The sequence below is a fragment of the Citrobacter sp. RHB35-C21 genome (genome assembly GCF_013816515.1).
Lineage (GTDB): Bacteria > Pseudomonadota > Gammaproteobacteria > Enterobacterales > Enterobacteriaceae > Citrobacter > Citrobacter braakii.
On record NZ_CP057147.1, the window covers coordinates 4,501,007 to 4,518,758 of the forward strand.

General features: G+C 55.4%; 16 protein-coding genes. 10 read left to right on the top strand and 6 right to left on the bottom strand.

The window, feature by feature from the left end; genetic code table 11:
• Positions 1 to 105: 105 nt before the first annotated feature.
• Complete coding sequence (locus tag HVZ39_RS21835; protein WP_181632966.1) at positions 106 to 1,125, top strand: NAD(P)-dependent alcohol dehydrogenase; 1,020 nt, start codon at positions 106 to 108, stop codon at positions 1,123 to 1,125.
• Between the two features lie 30 nt (positions 1,126 to 1,155).
• Here the strand turns inward: HVZ39_RS21835 and idnK are convergent, their stop codons facing one another.
• On the bottom strand, positions 1,156 to 1,677 hold the full coding sequence (gene idnK, locus HVZ39_RS21840; RefSeq protein ID WP_047358547.1) for a gluconokinase: 522 nt from the start codon (positions 1,675 to 1,677) through the stop codon (positions 1,156 to 1,158).
• A gap of 217 nt (positions 1,678 to 1,894) precedes the next feature.
• Here idnK and idnD point away from each other — a divergent pair, with 217 nt between their 5' ends.
• The 5 genes from idnD to HVZ39_RS21865 all read left to right on the top strand — a co-directional run bounded on the left by idnD (position 1,895) and on the right by HVZ39_RS21865 (position 7,854).
• Complete coding sequence (idnD, locus tag HVZ39_RS21845) at positions 1,895 to 2,938, top strand: L-idonate 5-dehydrogenase (protein ID WP_181632967.1); 1,044 nt, start codon at positions 1,895 to 1,897, stop codon at positions 2,936 to 2,938.
• An 11-nt stretch (positions 2,939 to 2,949) separates the two neighbouring features.
• Positions 2,950 to 3,714: a gluconate 5-dehydrogenase gene (gene idnO / locus HVZ39_RS21850; protein ID WP_109017741.1), complete on the top strand. Its 765-nt coding sequence runs from the start codon at positions 2,950 to 2,952 to the stop codon at positions 3,712 to 3,714.
• Positions 3,715 to 3,901: 187 nt separating this feature from the next.
• Complete coding sequence (gene idnT / locus HVZ39_RS21855; protein WP_016155581.1) at positions 3,902 to 5,221, top strand: gnt-II system L-idonate transporter; 1,320 nt, start codon at positions 3,902 to 3,904, stop codon at positions 5,219 to 5,221.
• Between the two features lie 52 nt (positions 5,222 to 5,273).
• Positions 5,274 to 6,272, top strand: a complete 999-nt coding sequence (locus tag HVZ39_RS21860; RefSeq protein WP_181632968.1) for a LacI family DNA-binding transcriptional regulator — start codon at positions 5,274 to 5,276, stop codon at positions 6,270 to 6,272.
• 79 nt (positions 6,273 to 6,351) lie between these two features.
• Positions 6,352 to 7,854: a helicase HerA-like C-terminal domain-containing protein gene (locus HVZ39_RS21865; RefSeq protein WP_046275851.1), complete on the top strand. Its 1,503-nt coding sequence runs from the start codon at positions 6,352 to 6,354 to the stop codon at positions 7,852 to 7,854.
• Positions 7,855 to 7,893: 39 nt separating this feature from the next.
• On the opposite strand, the gene lptG is transcribed toward HVZ39_RS21865, so the two are convergent.
• The 3 genes from lptG to HVZ39_RS26475 form a co-directional block, all read right to left on the bottom strand.
• Entirely contained in the window at positions 7,894 to 8,976 is a 1,083-nt protein-coding gene (lptG, locus tag HVZ39_RS21870) for an LPS export ABC transporter permease LptG (RefSeq protein WP_008786067.1), read from the bottom strand.
• Positions 8,976 to 10,076, bottom strand: coding sequence for an LPS export ABC transporter permease LptF (gene lptF / locus HVZ39_RS21875; RefSeq protein ID WP_016151506.1), 1,101 nt, complete (start codon positions 10,074 to 10,076; stop codon positions 8,976 to 8,978). The genes lptG and lptF overlap by 1 nt, the downstream gene beginning before the upstream one ends.
• Positions 10,077 to 10,138: 62 nt before the next feature.
• Positions 10,139 to 10,189, bottom strand: coding sequence for a hypothetical protein (locus tag HVZ39_RS26475; protein WP_212723231.1), 51 nt, complete (start codon positions 10,187 to 10,189; stop codon positions 10,139 to 10,141).
• A 153-nt stretch (positions 10,190 to 10,342) separates the two neighbouring features.
• On the opposite strand from HVZ39_RS26475, the gene pepA reads away from it, so the two are divergent.
• The 4 genes from pepA (at position 10,343) to HVZ39_RS21895 (ending at position 15,927) form a co-directional block, all read left to right on the top strand.
• Entirely contained in the window at positions 10,343 to 11,854 is a 1,512-nt protein-coding gene (gene pepA / locus HVZ39_RS21880) for a leucyl aminopeptidase (RefSeq protein WP_003025870.1), read from the top strand.
• 110 nt (positions 11,855 to 11,964) lie between these two features.
• On the top strand, positions 11,965 to 12,408 hold the full coding sequence (holC, locus tag HVZ39_RS21885; protein ID WP_016151505.1) for a DNA polymerase III subunit chi: 444 nt from the start codon (positions 11,965 to 11,967) through the stop codon (positions 12,406 to 12,408).
• Entirely contained in the window at positions 12,408 to 15,263 is a 2,856-nt protein-coding gene (locus HVZ39_RS21890; protein WP_181632969.1) for a valine--tRNA ligase, read from the top strand. Before holC ends, HVZ39_RS21890 begins: the two co-directional genes overlap by 1 nt.
• Positions 15,264 to 15,423: 160 nt before the next feature.
• The gene (locus HVZ39_RS21895) at positions 15,424 to 15,927 is read left to right on the top strand and encodes a GNAT family N-acetyltransferase (RefSeq protein WP_046275807.1); all 504 of its coding nucleotides are present in this window, start codon (positions 15,424 to 15,426) and stop codon (positions 15,925 to 15,927) included.
• A gap of 26 nt (positions 15,928 to 15,953) precedes the next feature.
• On the opposite strand, the gene HVZ39_RS21900 is transcribed toward HVZ39_RS21895, so the two are convergent.
• Both HVZ39_RS21900 and miaE read right to left on the bottom strand, forming a co-directional pair.
• Entirely contained in the window at positions 15,954 to 16,784 is an 831-nt protein-coding gene (locus HVZ39_RS21900) for a topoisomerase II (RefSeq protein ID WP_109017739.1), read from the bottom strand.
• Between the two features lie 165 nt (positions 16,785 to 16,949).
• Positions 16,950 to 17,708 (bottom strand): tRNA isopentenyl-2-thiomethyl-A-37 hydroxylase MiaE, encoded by a 759-nt coding sequence (gene miaE / locus HVZ39_RS21905; RefSeq protein ID WP_019078254.1) that lies wholly within the window; start codon positions 17,706 to 17,708, stop codon positions 16,950 to 16,952.
• Between the last annotated feature and the right edge of the window lie 44 nt (positions 17,709 to 17,752).

Here is a 17,752-nt window from a genome sequence, read left to right on the forward strand (position 1 = left end):
CAACCATCGTCACAGTTTGCCCCCTTATTAATCCCCCCTTCTGCGAAGCGTCCCGTTTCCCCATGCTCTACACTTCCAGTTCAACACCACACTGAGGGAAACACGATGTCGATGATAAAAAGCTACGCCGCAAAAGCGGCGGGCAGCGAACTCGAACTCTATGAATATGATGCGGGCGAGCTTAAGCCGGAAGATGTCGAAGTCCAGGTCGATTACTGCGGTATCTGCCATTCCGATTTGTCGATGATCGACAACGAATGGGGGTTCTCTCAGTATCCACTTGTTGCCGGGCATGAGGTGATTGGTCGCGTGGCGGCGCTCGGCAGCGCAGCGCAAGATAAAGGTCTGAAGGTTGGTCAGCGCGTCGGCATTGGCTGGACGGCGCGCAGCTGCGGGCATTGCGACGCCTGTATCAGCGGCAATCAGATTAACTGCCTGGAAGGTTCCGTTCCCACTATTCTCAATCGCGGTGGCTTTGCCGAGAAGCTGCGGGCCGACTGGCAGTGGGTGATCCCGCTGCCGGAGAGCATCGATCATGCGGCGGCGGGTCCCTTGCTGTGCGGCGGTATCACGGTGTTCAAACCGCTGCTGATGCACCATATCACCGCCACCAGCCGCGTTGGGGTGATCGGCATCGGCGGCCTGGGGCATATCGCCATTAAGCTGTTACATGCGATGGGTTGCGAAGTGACCGCGTTCAGCTCCAATCCGGCGAAAGAGCAGGAAGTGCTGGCGATGGGGGCGGATAAGGTGGTTAACAGCCGCGATCCGGATGCGCTAAAAGCGCTGGCGGGCCAGTTCGATCTCATTATTAACACGGTTAACGTCGATCTCGACTGGCAGCCTTATTTTGAAGCACTGGCCTACGGCGGTAACTTCCATACCGTCGGCGCGGTGCTGAAGCCGCTGCCGGTGCCAGCGTTCACCTTAATTGCCGGCGATCGCAGCATCTCCGGTTCGGCAACCGGTACGCCGTTCGAACTGCGCAAGCTGATGAAGTTTGCCGGGCGCAGCAAGGTGTCGCCCACCACCGAACTGTACCCGATGTCGCAAATTAACGACGCTATCCAGCACGTGCGTGACGGCAAAGCCCGCTACCGCGTGGTGCTGAAAGCCGACTTCTGATGCAAGGCTCAGTCCCGCAAGGGGCTGGGCTTATTGCCCGTTACGAAACGCGAGCACCGCCTGGCGGCACTGTTCCGTCACATGCTCAATGTCATGGTTCACGTCGATGCGGGCAATATCACGTTCGTCCTCCTGCGGGCACTCCAGCGCATCGAACTGGCTTTTGAGTAATCCCACCGGCATAAAATGCCCTGCCCGACGCTGCATGCGCGCCAGAATGGTCTCGTAATCGCCGTCCAACCACAAAAAATGCACATTCGGGCTACCCTGGCGCAATATATCGCGATACTGTTTTTTTAATGACGAGCAGACAATAAACCCGGTCTCATTCTTTTTATATAAACTGTATGAAGCGTCATTTAATCGTGCTAACCACGGTAGTCGGTCTTCATCGGTTAATGGAATACCTTCAGACATTTTATCAATATTTTTGGCCGGATGGAGATCGTCACCATCAATGAATTTAGCCGATAATACTGCAGCAATTTTGCTGCCAATTAAAGATTTACCGCTACCCGAAACGCCCATCAAAATATAACTTTCCCCGGCCATTGAAAAAACTCCAGATTCATATTCCATGGCGCGATACTACGCCTTCCACATTGCAGAATTCACCTTTTTTCGGCGTGGCTGAGCAGATTTACAAGGCGCATCACGTTATGCGTAACATTGTAGTGTAACAATTTTCCAGCGTGATCTTTATCACAAATAATAACAATCAAAACCGTTTAAATGCTGCCGAGGTTACTACCTGACCAGTGAGGCATTTATGCAAGTTAAAACCCAATCCTGCGTTGTCGCGGGTAAGAAAACTGTTGCCATTACCGACCAAAATATTGAATGGAATAATAAAGGAACGCTGGTACAAATTACCCGCGGCGGAATTTGTGGTTCCGACTTACATTATTATCAGGAAGGAAAAGTCGGTAATTTTACCGTTAAAGCACCGATGATTTTAGGCCATGAAGTTATTGGTAAAGTGGTGCGCAGCGACTCAAAAGAATTACATGAAGGTCAATCGGTGGCTATTAATCCGTCGAAGCCCTGTGGCCACTGTAAATACTGTCTGCAGCACGAAGAAAACCAGTGCACGGAAATGCGCTTTTTTGGCAGCGCCATGTATTTTCCCCACGTTGACGGCGGCTTTAGCCGATTTAAAACCGTCGATACCGCGCAGTGCATCCCCTACCCCCAGCACGCCGATGAAAAAGTCATGGCCTTTTCCGAACCGCTGGCAGTCGCAATCCACGCCGCGCATGAAGCAGGAGACCTGCAGGGCAAACGCGTGTTTATCTCCGGCGTGGGGCCTATCGGCTGCCTGATCGTCAGCGCAGTGAAAACGCTCGGCGCAGCAGAAATTGTCTGTGCTGATATCAGCCCGCGCTCGCTGTCGCTGGCCCAGCAGATGGGTGCTGACACGCTGATCAACCCGCAGCAGGACTCGCTCGATGAGTGGAAAAAAGAAAAAGGCTACTTCGACGTCAGCTTCGAAGTCTCCGGTCATCCGTCCTCAATCACCACCTGCCTGGAAGTCACCCGCGCGAAAGGCGTGATGGTGCAGGTCGGCATGGGCGGCGCGGTGCCGGGCTTCCCGATGATGATGCTGATCGGCAAAGAGATCGCGCTCAAAGGCTCGTTCCGCTTTACCACCGAGTTCAACACTGCGGTGTCGTGGCTGGCGAATAACGTTATCGATCCACTGCCGTTACTCAGCGCCGAATATCCGTTTACCGAGCTTGAACAGGCGCTGATCTTTGCCGGGGATAAAACCCAGGCAGCGAAAGTCCAGCTCGTTTTTGCTGAAACAAAATAAGGAAGAACATAATGAACGATCTTTTTTCGCTGGATGGCAAAAATATTCTGATCACCGGTTCGGCCCAGGGTATTGGTTATTTACTGGCGACCGGGCTGGGTAAATATGGCGCGCAGATTATCGTCAATGATATTACGCCGGAGCGCGCGGAGGCTGCCGTCGCCAAACTGCAACAGGAAGGGATCCGCGCCGTTGCCGCGCCCTTCAATGTTACGCAGAAACAGGACATTGATGCCGCCATCGACCATATCGAAAAAGACATTGGCCCAATCGATGTGCTGGTGAATAACGCCGGTATTCAGCGCCGCCATCCGTTTACCGAGTTCCCGGAGCAGGACTGGAACGATGTGATTGCCGTTAACCAGACGGCGGTGTTCCTGGTCTCGCAGGCAGTAACGCGTCGCATGGTGGAACGTCAGGCCGGAAAGGTCATCAACATCTGCTCCATGCAAAGCGAGCTGGGCCGCGACACCATCACGCCGTACGCCGCCTCGAAAGGCGCGGTGAAAATGCTCACCCGCGGTATGTGCGTTGAGCTGGCGCGCCACAATATCCAGGTCAACGGTATCGCACCGGGCTACTTCAAAACCGAGATGACCAAAGCGCTGGTCGAGGATGAAGCCTTCACCACCTGGCTGTGCAAACGTACGCCAGCCGCGCGCTGGGGCGATCCGCAGGAGCTGATTGGCGCGGCGGTATTCCTCTCTTCCAAAGCATCCGATTTTGTTAACGGGCACCTGTTGTTTGTCGATGGCGGCATGCTGGTCGCCGTCTGATACAACACAACGCAACATCACGCAGCGCCCAGGCGCTGCATTTTTGGCCACTCCTAAATAATTCGAGTTGCAGGACGGCGGCAAGTGAATGAACCCGATGAGCTTACTTGAGTAAGTGATTCGGGTGAGTGAGCGTAGCCAACACACCTGCAACTTGCAGTATGACGGGGATATAAGAGAAACGATTATGCCATTAATAATAATTGCGGCAGGCGTCGCGCTGCTCCTGGTCCTGATGATTGGTTTTAAAGTTAACGGCTTTATTGCTCTGGTCCTGGTGGCGGCGGTCGTCGGTTTTGCCGAAGGGATGGATGCCCAGGCCGTTTTGCACTCAATACAAAATGGGATCGGCGGGACGCTCGGCGGTCTGGCGATGATCCTTGGCTTCGGTGCAATGCTCGGTAAGCTGATTTCCGATACCGGCGCGGCTCAGCGCATCGCCACCACGCTGATTGGCACGTTTGGTAAGAAACGCGTGCAGTGGGCGCTGGTGATCACCGGTCTGGTGGTGGGTTTGGCGATGTTTTTCGAAGTCGGCTTTGTTCTGCTGCTGCCGCTGGTGTTTACGGTGGTGGCCTCTTCCGGCCTGCCGCTGCTGTATGTTGGTGTCCCGATGGTAGCTGCGCTGTCCGTGACCCACTGTTTTCTGCCGCCGCATCCGGGGCCGACCGCGATTGCCACCATTTTCGAGGCTAATCTCGGCACCACCCTGCTGTACGGCTTTATTATTACTATCCCGACGGTGATTGTTGCCGGGCCGCTGTTTTCTAAGCTGCTGACCCGCTTTGAGAAAGCGCCGCCGGAAGGGTTATTCAACCCGCATCTGTTCACCGAAGAAGAGATGCCGTCGTTCTGGAACAGTATCTTTGCCGCAGTAATCCCGGTCATACTGATGGCGGTCGCCGCAGTGTGCGAAATCACGCTGCCGAAGACCAACAGCGTACGGGTGTTCTTTGAATTTATCGGTAACCCTGCGGTCGCGTTGTTTATCGCTATCGTGCTCGCCATTTTTACCCTTGGTCGACGTAACGGACGTACGATCGAGCAAATTATGGATATCATTGGCGACTCTATCGGTGCGATTGCGATGATTGTGTTTATCATCGCCGGGGGCGGCGCGTTTAAGCAGGTTCTGGTCGACAGCGGCGTGGGGCAATATATCTCGCACCTGATGACCGGCACGTCGCTTTCTCCGCTGCTGATGTGCTGGACGGTCGCCGCCTTGCTGCGTATCGCGCTCGGTTCAGCCACCGTGGCGGCGATCACCACCGCAGGCGTGGTGCTGCCGATTATCAACGTCACTCATGCCGACCCGGCGCTGATGGTGCTGGCTACCGGCGCGGGCAGCGTGATTGCCTCCCACGTTAACGATCCGGGATTCTGGCTGTTTAAAGGCTATTTTAATCTCAGCGTCGGGGAAACGTTGCGTACCTGGACGGTAATGGAGACGCTGATTTCCATTATGGGGCTGCTGGGGGTTCTGGCGCTGAACGCCATTCTGCATTAAGACGGTCATCACCGGGGAGCACAGATCCGCGCTCCCCGGCACTGGAGAGAAAATGAGGAACCACAGAATTTCTTTGCAAGACATCGCCACGCTGGCGGGCGTGACCAAAATGACGGTGAGCCGCTACATTCGCTCGCCAAAAAAGGTCGCAAAGGAAACCGGTGAACGCATCGCGCAGATTATGGAGGAGATTAATTACATCCCCAACCGCGCGCCCGCGATGCTGCTGAATGCGCAAAGCTATACGCTTGGCGTGCTGATCCCCTCGTTTCAAAACCAGCTGTTCGCTGACATTCTGGCCGGCATTGAGTCGGTCACCTCGGACCATAACTATCAGACGCTGATCGCCAACTACAATTACGACCGGGAATCCGAGGAAGAGTCGGTGATCAATCTGCTGTCATACAATATCGACGGCATTATCCTGTCCGAGAAATATCACACCCTGCGCACGGTGAAGTTTCTGCGTTCAGCCAACATTCCGGTGGTGGAGCTGATGGATATTCAGGGCGATCGTCTGGACATGGAAGTGGGCTTCGATAACCGTCAGGCGGCATTTGATATGGTCAGCACCATGCTGGATAAACGCCAGCGGCGCAAAATCCTCTATCTCGGTTCGAAAGACGACGTCCGCGATGAACAGCGCTATCGCGGCTATTGCGATGCCATGACGCGCCGGGGCCTGGCGCCGCTGCGCGTCAATCCGCGTTCTATTTCGTCCATCCATCTCGGCACCCAGATGATGCGGGACGCGCTCGCCGCGCATCCGGATTTAGACGGCGTTTTTTGCACCAACGACGATATTGCAATGGGCGCGCTGCTGCTGTGCCGCGAGCGCGATCTGGACGTTCCGGAACAGATCTCGATTGCCGGTTTCCACGGGCTGGAAATGGGCAGGCAGATGATCCCAAGCCTCGCCAGCGTGATCACCCCGCGTTTTGACATTGGCCGCATGGCAGCGCAGATGTTGCTGAGCAAAATCAAGAACAACGACCATAACCACAACACCGTGGATTTGGGGTACCAGATTTATCACGGCAATACGCTTTAAGTCATTTTCTCTGGCCATCGCATACTCTCTTTGATGGACATTGCCTATACTCCAGGCAAGATAAATGGAGGAAATCTCAATGAGCACACCCCTGCTAATTGCCCGCACGCCGGACACCGAACTGTTTTTACTGCCAGGCATGGCCAACCGTCACGGACTGATTACCGGCGCGACCGGGACCGGTAAAACCGTCACGCTACAGAAGCTGGCCGAATCGCTGTCTGAAATTGGCGTACCGGTATTTATGGCCGATGTGAAAGGCGACTTAACCGGCGTGGCCGAGGAAGGGCAGGCCTCTGAAAAGCTGCTCGCCCGCCTGAAAAATATCGGCATTACCGACTGGCAACCGCATGCTAATCCGGTCACGGTGTGGGATATCTTCGGCGAAAAAGGTCACCCCGTGCGGGCCACGGTATCTGACCTCGGCCCGCTGCTGCTGGCCCGTTTGCTGAACCTCAACGACGTACAGTCCGGCGTGCTGGATATTATCTTCCGCATTGCTGATGACCAGGGCCTGCTGCTGCTCGATTTCAAAGACCTGCGAGCTATTACCCAGTACATCGGCGATAACGCCAAATCCTTCCAGAATCAGTATGGCAATATCAGCAGCGCCTCGGTCGGGGCAATCCAGCGTGGACTGCTGTCGCTGGAGCAACAGGGGGCGGCGCACTTCTTTGGCGAACCGATGCTGGACATCAAAGACTGGATGCGAACTGACGCCAGCGGCAAAGGGATGATCAACATCCTCAGCGCAGAGAAGCTCTACCAGATGCCCAAACTGTACGCCGCCAGCCTGCTGTGGATGCTCTCCGAACTGTACGAACAGCTGCCGGAAGCAGGCGATCTGGAGAAGCCAAAACTGGTGTTCTTCTTCGATGAAGCTCACCTGCTGTTCAACGACGCTCCGCAGGTGCTGCTGGATAAAATCGAACAGGTGATCCGCCTGATCCGCTCGAAAGGGGTCGGCGTGTGGTTCGTCTCGCAAAACCCGTCAGATATTCCAGACAACGTGCTCGGTCAGTTGGGGAACCGCGTGCAGCACGCCCTGCGCGCGTTCACACCGAAGGATCAGAAAGCGGTGAAAACCGCGGCACAAACCATGCGCGCCAACCCGGCATTTGATACCGAAAAAGCCATTCAGGAACTGGGAACCGGTGAGGCGCTGGTGTCGTTTCTGGACGCTAAAGGCAGCCCGTCGGTGGTTGAACGGGCGATGGTGATTGCGCCGTGCTCGCGGATGGGACCGGTGACGGATGACGAGCGTAACGGGCTGATTAATCACTCCTCGCTGTACGGTAAATATGAAGAACAGATCGACCGCGAGTCCGCCTATGAGCGTTTACAGCAAGGCGTGCAGGCCAGCACCGAGCAGCAAAATACACCTCCCGCCAACGGTAAAGCGATCGATGTGGACGGCGGTATTCTCGGTGGATTGAAGGATATTCTGTTTGGCAGCACCGGACCGCGCGGCGGCAAGCGCGATGGCGTGGTACAGAGCGTGGCGAAAAGCGCAGCGCGGCAGGTCACCAATCAGATAATCCGCGGCATGTTGGGGAGTTTGATGGGCGGGCGAAAACGCTAGCAGGAAGGCGCCCCTCCCGCACAGCGGGAGGGGCGAATATCAGGACTTACGCAGCATCAGCCACAGGCTTATCAGGAAGAAGCTGGCGCTTGGCAGCAACGCGCCGATAATCGGCGGAATGCCGTACACCAGCGTCAGCGGGCCAAAGATTTGGTCCAGCACATAGAACACAAAGCCGAAGCTAATCCCTGTCACCACGCGCACGCCCATCGGGACGCTACGCAGCGGACCAAAGATAAACGACAGCGCCATCAGCATCATTACCGCCACAGACAGCGGCTGGAAGACTTTGCTCCACATATTGAGCTGGTAGCGTCCGGCGTCCTGGCCGCTCGACTTCAGGTACTTCACGTAGTTATGCAGACCACTAATCGAGAGCGCATCAGGATCCAACGCCACGACGCCGAGCTTGTCGGGTGTAAGGTTGGTTTTCCATGTGCCGCTCACCGTCTGCGAGCCGGTGATTTGCTTCGGATCGGTCAGGTTGGATTCATCCACCTGCGACAAACGCCAGACCTTCTGCTCCGGGTCAAACGTCGCGCTTGCGGCATAGCGAACGGACTGCAGACGGCGCTTGTCGTTAAAGGAGTAGATGCTAATTCCGCCTAACTCGGCGTCACCTTTCACCCGCTCAATGTAGACAAAGCTGTCGCCATCTTTCGCCCACAAACCTTGCTGGGTAGAGAGCAGCGAGCCGCCATACATCTGCTGCGCACGGTAGTTACGCGCCATCTGTTCGCCCTGCGGCGCCACCCATTCGCCGATGGCCATCGTCAGCAACACCAGCGGAATCGCGGTTTTCATCACCGACAACGCCACCTGCATACGGGTAAAGCCAGAAGCCTGCATGACCACCAGTTCACTGCGCTGCGCCAGCATGCCCAGCCCCAGCAAAGCACCCAGCAGCGCCGCCATCGGGAAGAAGATCTGGATATCTTTCGGCGCGCTGAGCAGGGTATACAGCCCGGCGCCCATCGCATCGTAGCTCCCCTGCCCGGCTTTTTTCAGCTGGTCGACAAACTTGATGATCCCGGAGAGCGACACCAGCATGAACAACGTCATCATGATGGTGGTGAAAATGGTTTTACCGATATAGCGGTCAAGTACACCAAAAGGCTGCATTATACCGCTCCTTTACGCATAAAACGGGCACGTAAGCGGCGCATCGGCACCGTATCCCAGAGGTTAAGCACAATCGCCAGCGCCAGATACGCCAGGTTAACCGTCCACATCCAGAACACCGGATCCAGCTTACCTTTGCCGCCGTTCGACTTCAGCGATGTCTGAACCAGGAAGAACAGCAAATAAAGCAGCATTGCTGGCAGCATGGACAGTACGCGACCCTGACGCGGGTTCACCACGCTCAGCGGTACAACCATCAGCGCCATCATAAATACGGTGAATACTAACGTGATACGCCAGGTCAGCTCCGCACGGGCGCGATCGGTGTCGGTCGTCCATAGCGTACGCATGGTCATCTGGTCGGTATCGTTTGGATCCAGCGCCACGGCCTGATGACCGATAATCGCCTGATAATTCTGGAAGTCGGTAATGCGGAAATCGCGCAGCAGCGCGGTCCCTTCAAAACGCGTCCCCTGGTTCAGCGTCACGACCTGGGAGCCATCGCGCAATTGGGTAAGATGACCGGAGTCCGCTACCACCACCGAAGGACGGGCGTTACCTTTCGGGCGGATTTGCGCGAGGAACACATCGTTGAAGTTACTGCCGTCAACGCTTTCGATAAACAGCACCGAGCCGCCGTTAGTCGCCTGCTGGAATTGCCCCTGAGCAAGCGCCGCCATACCGGGGTTCGCTTTCGCTTCCGCCAGGACTTCGTCCTGATGTCTGGAGGACCACGGTCCGGCCCACATCACGTTGACCGCCGCAATAATACTGGTAAACAGCGCCAGCACCATCGCCGCTTTCACTAAGACAGCCTTGCTCAGCCCGCAGGCGTGCATGACCGTAATTTCACTTTCGGTATACAGTTTGCCCAGCGTCATCAGCAGCCCGAGGAACAGGCTTAATGGCAAGATAAGTTGCGCCATTTCTGGCACGCCCAGCCCCAGCAGCGAGAGCACCAGATTCGCCGGGATATCACCGTCAACCGCCGCACCAAGGATCCTGACTAACTTTTGACAAAAGAAGATCAAAAGCAGGATGAATAGGATCGCAAGTTGGCTTTTGAGCGTTTCCCGAACCAGATATCTTATGATTATCACTTTAAATACGCCCGTAAAAACCCGTCTTTTGCCGGAATTTAGCTTGTTTCATGGCTTAAACGTCATTTATTCTCTTGAGTCGTCGAAATCGTCGCTAAGATCATTATACTCAACGGATCCACCTCTCAGAAATTGTTCTGACGTGCCAATGCCGTAATAACGTTAAGATTAACACGAAGTCACCGCAACAGCGGGTATGAGTTACGAAAGCTTGCAATTCTATCCGTAGCCACCGCCGTTGTCTTTAAGATTCAGGAGCGTAGTGCATGGAGTTCAGTGTAAAAAGCGGTAGCCCGGAGAAACAGCGGAGTGCGTGCATCGTCGTGGGTGTCTTTGAACCACGCCGTCTCTCTCCGATTGCAGAGCAGCTCGACAAGATCAGCGACGGGTACATCAGCGCACTGCTGCGTCGTGGCGAACTGGAAGGCAAACCAGGTCAAACCCTGTTGCTGCACCATGTTCCTAACGTTCTGTCTGAGCGAATTCTCCTCATTGGTTGTGGCAAAGAGCGCGAGCTTGATGAGCGCCAGTACAAGCAGGTCATTCAGAAAACCATCAATACGCTGAATGATACTGGCTCAATGGAAGCCGTCTGCTTCCTGACTGAGCTGCACGTCAAAGGGCGCAATAACTACTGGAAAGTGCGTCAGGCCGTTGAGACAGCACAGGAAACGCTGTACAGCTTTGATCAACTGAAGACCAACAAAAGCGAGCCGCGTCGTCCGCTGCGTAAAATGGTCTTCAACGTACCGACCCGCCGGGAACTGACCAGCGGTGAACGTGCGATCCAGCACGGTCTGGCGATCGCCGCCGGCATTAAAGCAGCAAAAGATCTCGGCAACATGCCGCCGAACATCTGTAACGCCGCCTACCTTGCCTCTCAGGCGCGCCAGCTGGCAGACAGCTACAGCAAAAATGTTGTAACCCGCGTGATCGGCGAGCAGCAGATGAAAGAGCTGGGCATGCACTCTTATCTGGCCGTCGGTCACGGCTCGCAGAATGAGTCGCTGATGTCGGTCATCGAGTACAAAGGCAATCCATCCGAAGACGCGCGTCCGATCGTGCTGGTCGGTAAAGGGTTAACCTTTGACTCCGGCGGTATCTCCATCAAACCTGCCGAAGGCATGGATGAGATGAAATACGACATGTGCGGCGCGGCAGCGGTATATGGCGTGATGCGCATGGTGGCCGAGCTTCAGCTGCCAATCAACGTCGTCGGCGTGCTGGCAGGCTGCGAAAACATGCCGGGTGGCCGTGCGTATCGTCCAGGCGACGTGCTGACCACCATGTCTGGTCAGACCGTTGAAGTACTCAATACCGATGCCGAAGGCCGTCTGGTCCTGTGCGACGTATTAACCTACGTCGAGCGCTTTGAGCCAGAAGCGGTGATTGACGTCGCAACCCTGACCGGCGCGTGCGTGATTGCGCTGGGCCATCACATCACCGGACTGATGTCGAACCACAACCCGCTGGCGCATGAGCTGATCGGTGCGTCCGAACAGGCTGGCGACCGCGCGTGGCGTTTACCGCTGGGTGATGAATACCAGGAGCAGCTAGAGTCCAACTTTGCGGATATGGCGAACATCGGCGGACGTCCTGGCGGCGCCATTACCGCGGGCTGCTTCCTGTCACGCTTTACCCGTAAGTACAACTGGGCTCACCTCGATATCGCCGGTACCGCATGGCGTTCAGGGAAAGCCAAAGGCGCAACCGGTCGTCCGGTGGCGCTGCTGTCGCAGTTCCTGCTCAATCGTGCCGGTTTTAACGGCGAAGAGTAAGGCGGTAAGCACAAGCAATAAGACCCGTAGGCCGGATAAGCGCAACGCCATCCGGCCTACGGTTGTGCATCATGGCAACGCATTTAAATTCACCAGAAGAAGCCCCATATATGAGAAACGCAACTTTCTATCTTCTGGACAATGACACGCAACACGATGGCTTAAGCGCCGTCGAGCAGTTGGTGTGTGAAATTGCCGCAGAACGTTGGCGTGCTGGCAAGCGCGTGCTGATCGCCTGCGAAAACGAAAAGCAGGCTCTTCGACTGGATGAAGCCCTGTGGGCAAGACCGGCAGAAAGCTTTGTTCCGCATAATCTGGCAGGTGAAGGCCCCAGAGGCGGCGCACCGGTAGAGATTGCCTGGCCGGAGAAACGCAACAGCAGCCCGCGCGACCTGCTTATCAGTTTGCGCGTTGGCTTTGCAGATTTTGCCACCGCTTTCACAGAAGTGATAGACTTCGTTCCTTACGAAGATTCTTTGAAACAATCGGCACGCGATCGCTACAAAGCTTACCGCGTGGCTGGTTTTAACCTGAATACGGCAACCTGGAAATAATGGAAAAGACATACAACCCACAAGATATCGAACAGCCGCTTTACGAGCACTGGGAAAAGCAGGGCTATTTCAAACCTAACGGCGATGAAAGCAAAGAGTCCTTCTGCATCATGATCCCGCCGCCGAACGTCACCGGCAGTTTGCATATGGGTCATGCTTTCCAGCAAACCATCATGGATACCATGATCCGCTACCAGCGTATGCAGGGTAAAAACACCCTGTGGCAGGCCGGTACCGATCACGCGGGTATCGCAACCCAGATGGTGGTTGAGCGTAAGATTGCCGCTGAAGAAGGTAAAACCCGCCACGACTACGGTCGCGAAGCGTTTATCGACAAAATCTGGCAGTGGAAAGCGGAATCCGGCGGCACCATCACCCGCCAGATGCGCCGTCTCGGCAATTCCGTTGACTGGGAGCGCGAGCGCTTCACCATGGACGAAGGTCTTTCCAATGCCGTGAAAGAAGTCTTCGTTCGCCTGTACAAAGAAGACCTGATTTACCGTGGCAAGCGCCTGGTGAACTGGGACCCGAAACTGCGCACCGCGATTTCCGACCTGGAAGTGGAAAACCGCGAGTCGAAAGGCTCAATGTGGCACATCCGCTATCCGCTGGCCGACGGCGCGAAAACCGCTGATGGTAAAGAATACCTGGTCGTCGCCACCACCCGTCCGGAAACCGTACTGGGCGATACCGGCGTGGCCGTCAACCCGGAAGATCCGCGTTATAAAGATCTGATTGGCAAGTTTGTTGTTCTGCCGCTGGTTAACCGCCGCATTCCCATCGTCGGCGATGAACACGCTGATATGGAAAAAGGCACCGGCTGCGTGAAGATCACCCCGGCGCACGACTTTAACGACTACGAAGTCGGGAAACGTCACGGCCTGCCGATGATCAATATTCTGACCTTTGACGGCGACATCCGTGAAACCGCGGAAGTGTACGACACCAAAGGCGAAGAGTCCGACGTTTATTCCAATGAAATCCCGGCTGAGTTCCAGAAGCTGGAGCGCTTTGCCGCGCGTAAAGCGGTGGTTGCCGCTGTTGATGCGCTGGGCCTGCTGGAAGAAATTAAACCGCACGACCTGACCGTACCTTACGGCGACCGTGGCGGCGTGGTTATTGAACCGATGCTGACCGACCAGTGGTACGTCCGTGCCGACGTGCTGGCGAAACCGGCGGTTGAAGCGGTTGAAAACGGCGACATTCAGTTCGTACCGAAGCAGTACGAAAACATGTACTTCTCCTGGATGCGCGATATTCAGGACTGGTGTATTTCCCGTCAGCTGTGGTGGGGTCACCGTATCCCGGCATGGTATGACAACGACGGCAACGTCTACGTTGGCCGTACTGAAGACGAAGTGCGTCAGGAAAACAACCTCGGTGCCGACATTCAGCTTCGCCAGGACGAAGACGTTCTCGATACCTGGTTCTCCTCCGCACTGTGGACCTTCTCTACCCTGGGCTGGCCGGAAAACACCGACGCGCTGCGTCAGTTCCACCCAACCAGCGTGATGGTTTCCGGTTTCGACATCATCTTCTTCTGGATTGCCCGCATGATCATGATGACCATGCACTTCATCAAAGATGAAAACGGCAAGCCGCAGGTGCCGTTTAAGACCGTCTACATGACCGGTCTGATCCGCGACGACGAAGGCCAGAAGATGTCCAAATCCAAGGGCAACGTCATTGACCCGCTGGATATGGTCGACGGTATCTCCCTGGCAGAACTGCTGGAGAAACGTACCGGCAACATGATGCAGCCGCAGCTGGCCGAGAAGATTGCCAAGCGTACCGAGAAGCAGTTCCCGGACGGCATCGAGCCGCACGGCACCGACGCACTGCGCTTTACCCTGGCGGCGCTGGCCTCTACCGGTCGCGACATCAACTGGGATATGAAGCGTCTGGAAGGTTACCGTAACTTCTGTAACAAGCTGTGGAACGCCAGCCGCTTCGTGCTGATGAACACCGAAGACCAGGATTGCGGCTTCAACGGCGGCGAAATGACCCTGTCGCTGGCGGATCGCTGGATCCTTGCTGAATTCAACCAGACCATCAAAGCGTACCGCGAAGCGCTGGACAACTTCCGCTTCGACATCGCCGCGGGCATTCTGTACGAATTCACCTGGAACCAGTTCTGCGACTGGTATCTGGAGCTGACCAAGCCGGTAATGAACGGCGGTTCCGAGTCTGAACTGCGCGGCACCCGCAATACGCTGGTCACCGTTCTGGAAGGTCTGCTGCGCCTGGCGCATCCGATCATCCCGTTCATCACCGAGACCATCTGGCAGCGCGTGAAGGTGATTTCCGGTATTACCGCCGACACCATCATGCTGCAGCCGTTCCCGGAATATAACGCCGCACAGGTTGATGAAGCCGCACTGGCTGATACCGAATGGCTGAAGCAGGCGATCGTTGCCGTACGTAACATCCGTGCGGAAATGAACATCGCCCCAGGTAAACCGCTCGAACTGCTGCTGCGCGGTTGCAGCGCTGATGCGATGCGCCGTGTGAACGATAACCGCAGCTTCCTGCTGAACCTGGCGCGTCTGGAAAGCATCACCGTGCTGCCAGCCGATGACAAAGGTCCGGTCTCCGTGACCAAAATCATCGACGGCGCCGAGTTGCTGATCCCGATGGCTGGCCTCATCAATAAAGAAGATGAGCTGGCGCGTCTGGCGAAAGAAGTGGCGAAAATCGAAGGTGAGATTGCCCGTATCGAAGGCAAACTTTCCAACGAAGGTTTCGTTGCTCGCGCACCAGAAGCAGTTATCGCCAAAGAGCGTGAGAAGCTGGACGGTTATGCGGAAGCGAAAGCGAAGCTGATTGAGCAGCAGGCGGTCATCGCCGCGCTGTAAAGCTGTTTGTCGGATAAGCGTATCGCATCCAACACCGCAGACGATAAAAGCCTCTGACGCATATGCTCAGAGGCTTTTTGTTGAATTATCCTCGCTTGCGCTTCCCCTTACCGCAGTGGTATTAACTGCATATGTCTCACTTTTATGTCATGAGTTCGCTATGAGTGCCATTACCTCCGTCGCGGCGACGCTGCGTCGAATTTCTGCCGATGATAACGCCGCAATTGCCCGCGTGATCCGCAAAGTTTCCGCTGAATACGGGCTTACTGCCGATAAGGGCTATACCGTTGCCGACCCTAATCTGGATGAACTATTCCAGGTTTACAGCCAGCCGGGCGCGGCCTACTGGGTGGTTGAGCAAAACGGTGAAGTCGTGGGCGGCGGCGGCGTTGCGCCGTTAGGATGTAGCGAACCGGACATTTGCGAACTGCAAAAGATGTACTTCCTGTCGAGCGCACGCGGTCAGGGGCTGGCGAAAAAGCTGGCGCTGATGGCCCTCGAACATGCCCGTGAGCAGGGTTTCAAACAGTGCTATCTGGAGACCACGGCGTTTCTGACCGAGGCAATCCGCCTGTATGAACATTTAGGGTTTGAGCATATCAACGAAGCGCTGGGCTGTACCGGGCACGTGGATTGCGAAGTGCGGATGTTAAAGCCCCTCTGACTTCAGCCGGAGGGGCAATGGTTGCGTTACTGCATTTCGGCGGAGAGCATCAGCCGAATGACGCCAGCCGCGCGAGCGGTTGGCAGCGTCAGCACCTGTGACCATAAATCCTGCACCATTTCACAGGCGACTTTCTCTTTGCCCACACCTTTACTCGGATCAGCCATAATCTGGATATCCGGTCCAAAGCGCTGTACCAATCCCGGGCTGATGGATTGCAGATCCTGAAGCGCCAGCTGTTTCTCTTGCGCCGTAACCGTATGTTTGTTCGGGCCATAAGCCGCGTGCATCATACTCATGTCGCTGGCCATACGACGATTCATCAGCTCCCGCGGAATAATACGCACCGGGTTAATCCCGCCTTTCACCGCCGGGAACAGAAAGCGAAAACACTCGTCATCGCCCACTTTTGCCACCGCAGCAATCTGCTCGAGGTTAATTTTCATATACTCAATCACATTGGCATCGGGTGCCTGCTGCAAACGCGCCATCTGTACCTGCAGGATTTGCGGCTGAATAGCGTCGATAATCTGTTGCTCGCTTTTCCCAGCTTCTTTCAGTTGCGTTGCCTGGTTGAGGATATTCTGCCATAACGCGGGTTCCTGCTCTTTAAGTACCTGATAAACAGGCATTGCCAGCATCGCATTTTCAAATTTCTGCGCGTCCGTCAACCCATAATCAGGGCTTTCGCGCGGGATCAGGTAGTGCACATCAAACAGATTCCACGCGACAATCGCCACCACAAAAACCACCGCGCCGGAGATCTTTCCCAGCCAGCCTTTTTTGCGAAACATGCCAACGACGATAGCAATCACCGCCCCGATATATCCCGCCAACAATACGTGTGCCCAGTTCATTAACCATCCTTATGCAAAACAGTCTCTGTTGCGGGGATATATTTCCCCTTCGTGTGTTTTGATTATTACGGCAGCAGCGAGCGATTTCCAGCCACCAGATTTTGCTAATGGAAACAGGAAAGGTTAAACCGCGCGACGATTAACGCCGCGCGTCAGAGAAGGGAGTCAGGCTGGCACACCGCTGTGGAAGCGGAATTCATCGTCGGGAGAAGTAATCAATGCAGCTTCTACTTCGCCAAAGAACCGCACCCGACTACTGATATCGTCGGCAGAAACCTGCTGTGCCAGCGCCAGATAGTCCTGATAGTGCCGCGCCTCGGATCGCAGCAGCGAAAGATAAAATGCCTGTAAATCGTCATCCAAATACGGCGCCAGCGCGGCAAACCGTTCACAAGAACGCGCCTCAATGTAGGCCCCGCAAATCAGTTTGTCGATTAGCGTTAATGGCTCGTGGGTTCGCACCTCTTTGAGCATGCCTTTGGCATAACGGCTGGCGGTAATTTTGACGTAGGGAATGTTGCGGCTCATCATCGCTTCACGCACCTGCCAGAAGTGGTGCAGCTCTTCTTTGATCAGCAAAACCATGCTGTCGATTAGCTTGCGCCCCCACGGGTCGTCAGTTTGCGGCATTACGCTTTTACTTATCTGTTTATTCAGCGCGATAAAATCCGGTTCATCCCCTTCTCTGAAAGCATACGCTTCATAGGGTTTCAGCCAGTCCAGTAGCGCCTGCGATCCCTGTTTATCTGCAACATACTTACGCACCAGCAGCATGGCCGTTTGCGCCGCTTTCAGCTCGCAGACGAGATGATCCGTCAGTAACAGAGGGAGATTCGCCGGGGCTCGCGCTTTATCAAGCCAGGCCTGGGGCGTTTTACAGTGCAGGAAGTTGTGGATCGGGGAGAGTATTTGCAGGTAATCCATACGTTATCCTTGGCCTACGGCAGCAGACGCTACCGTAGGTCAGC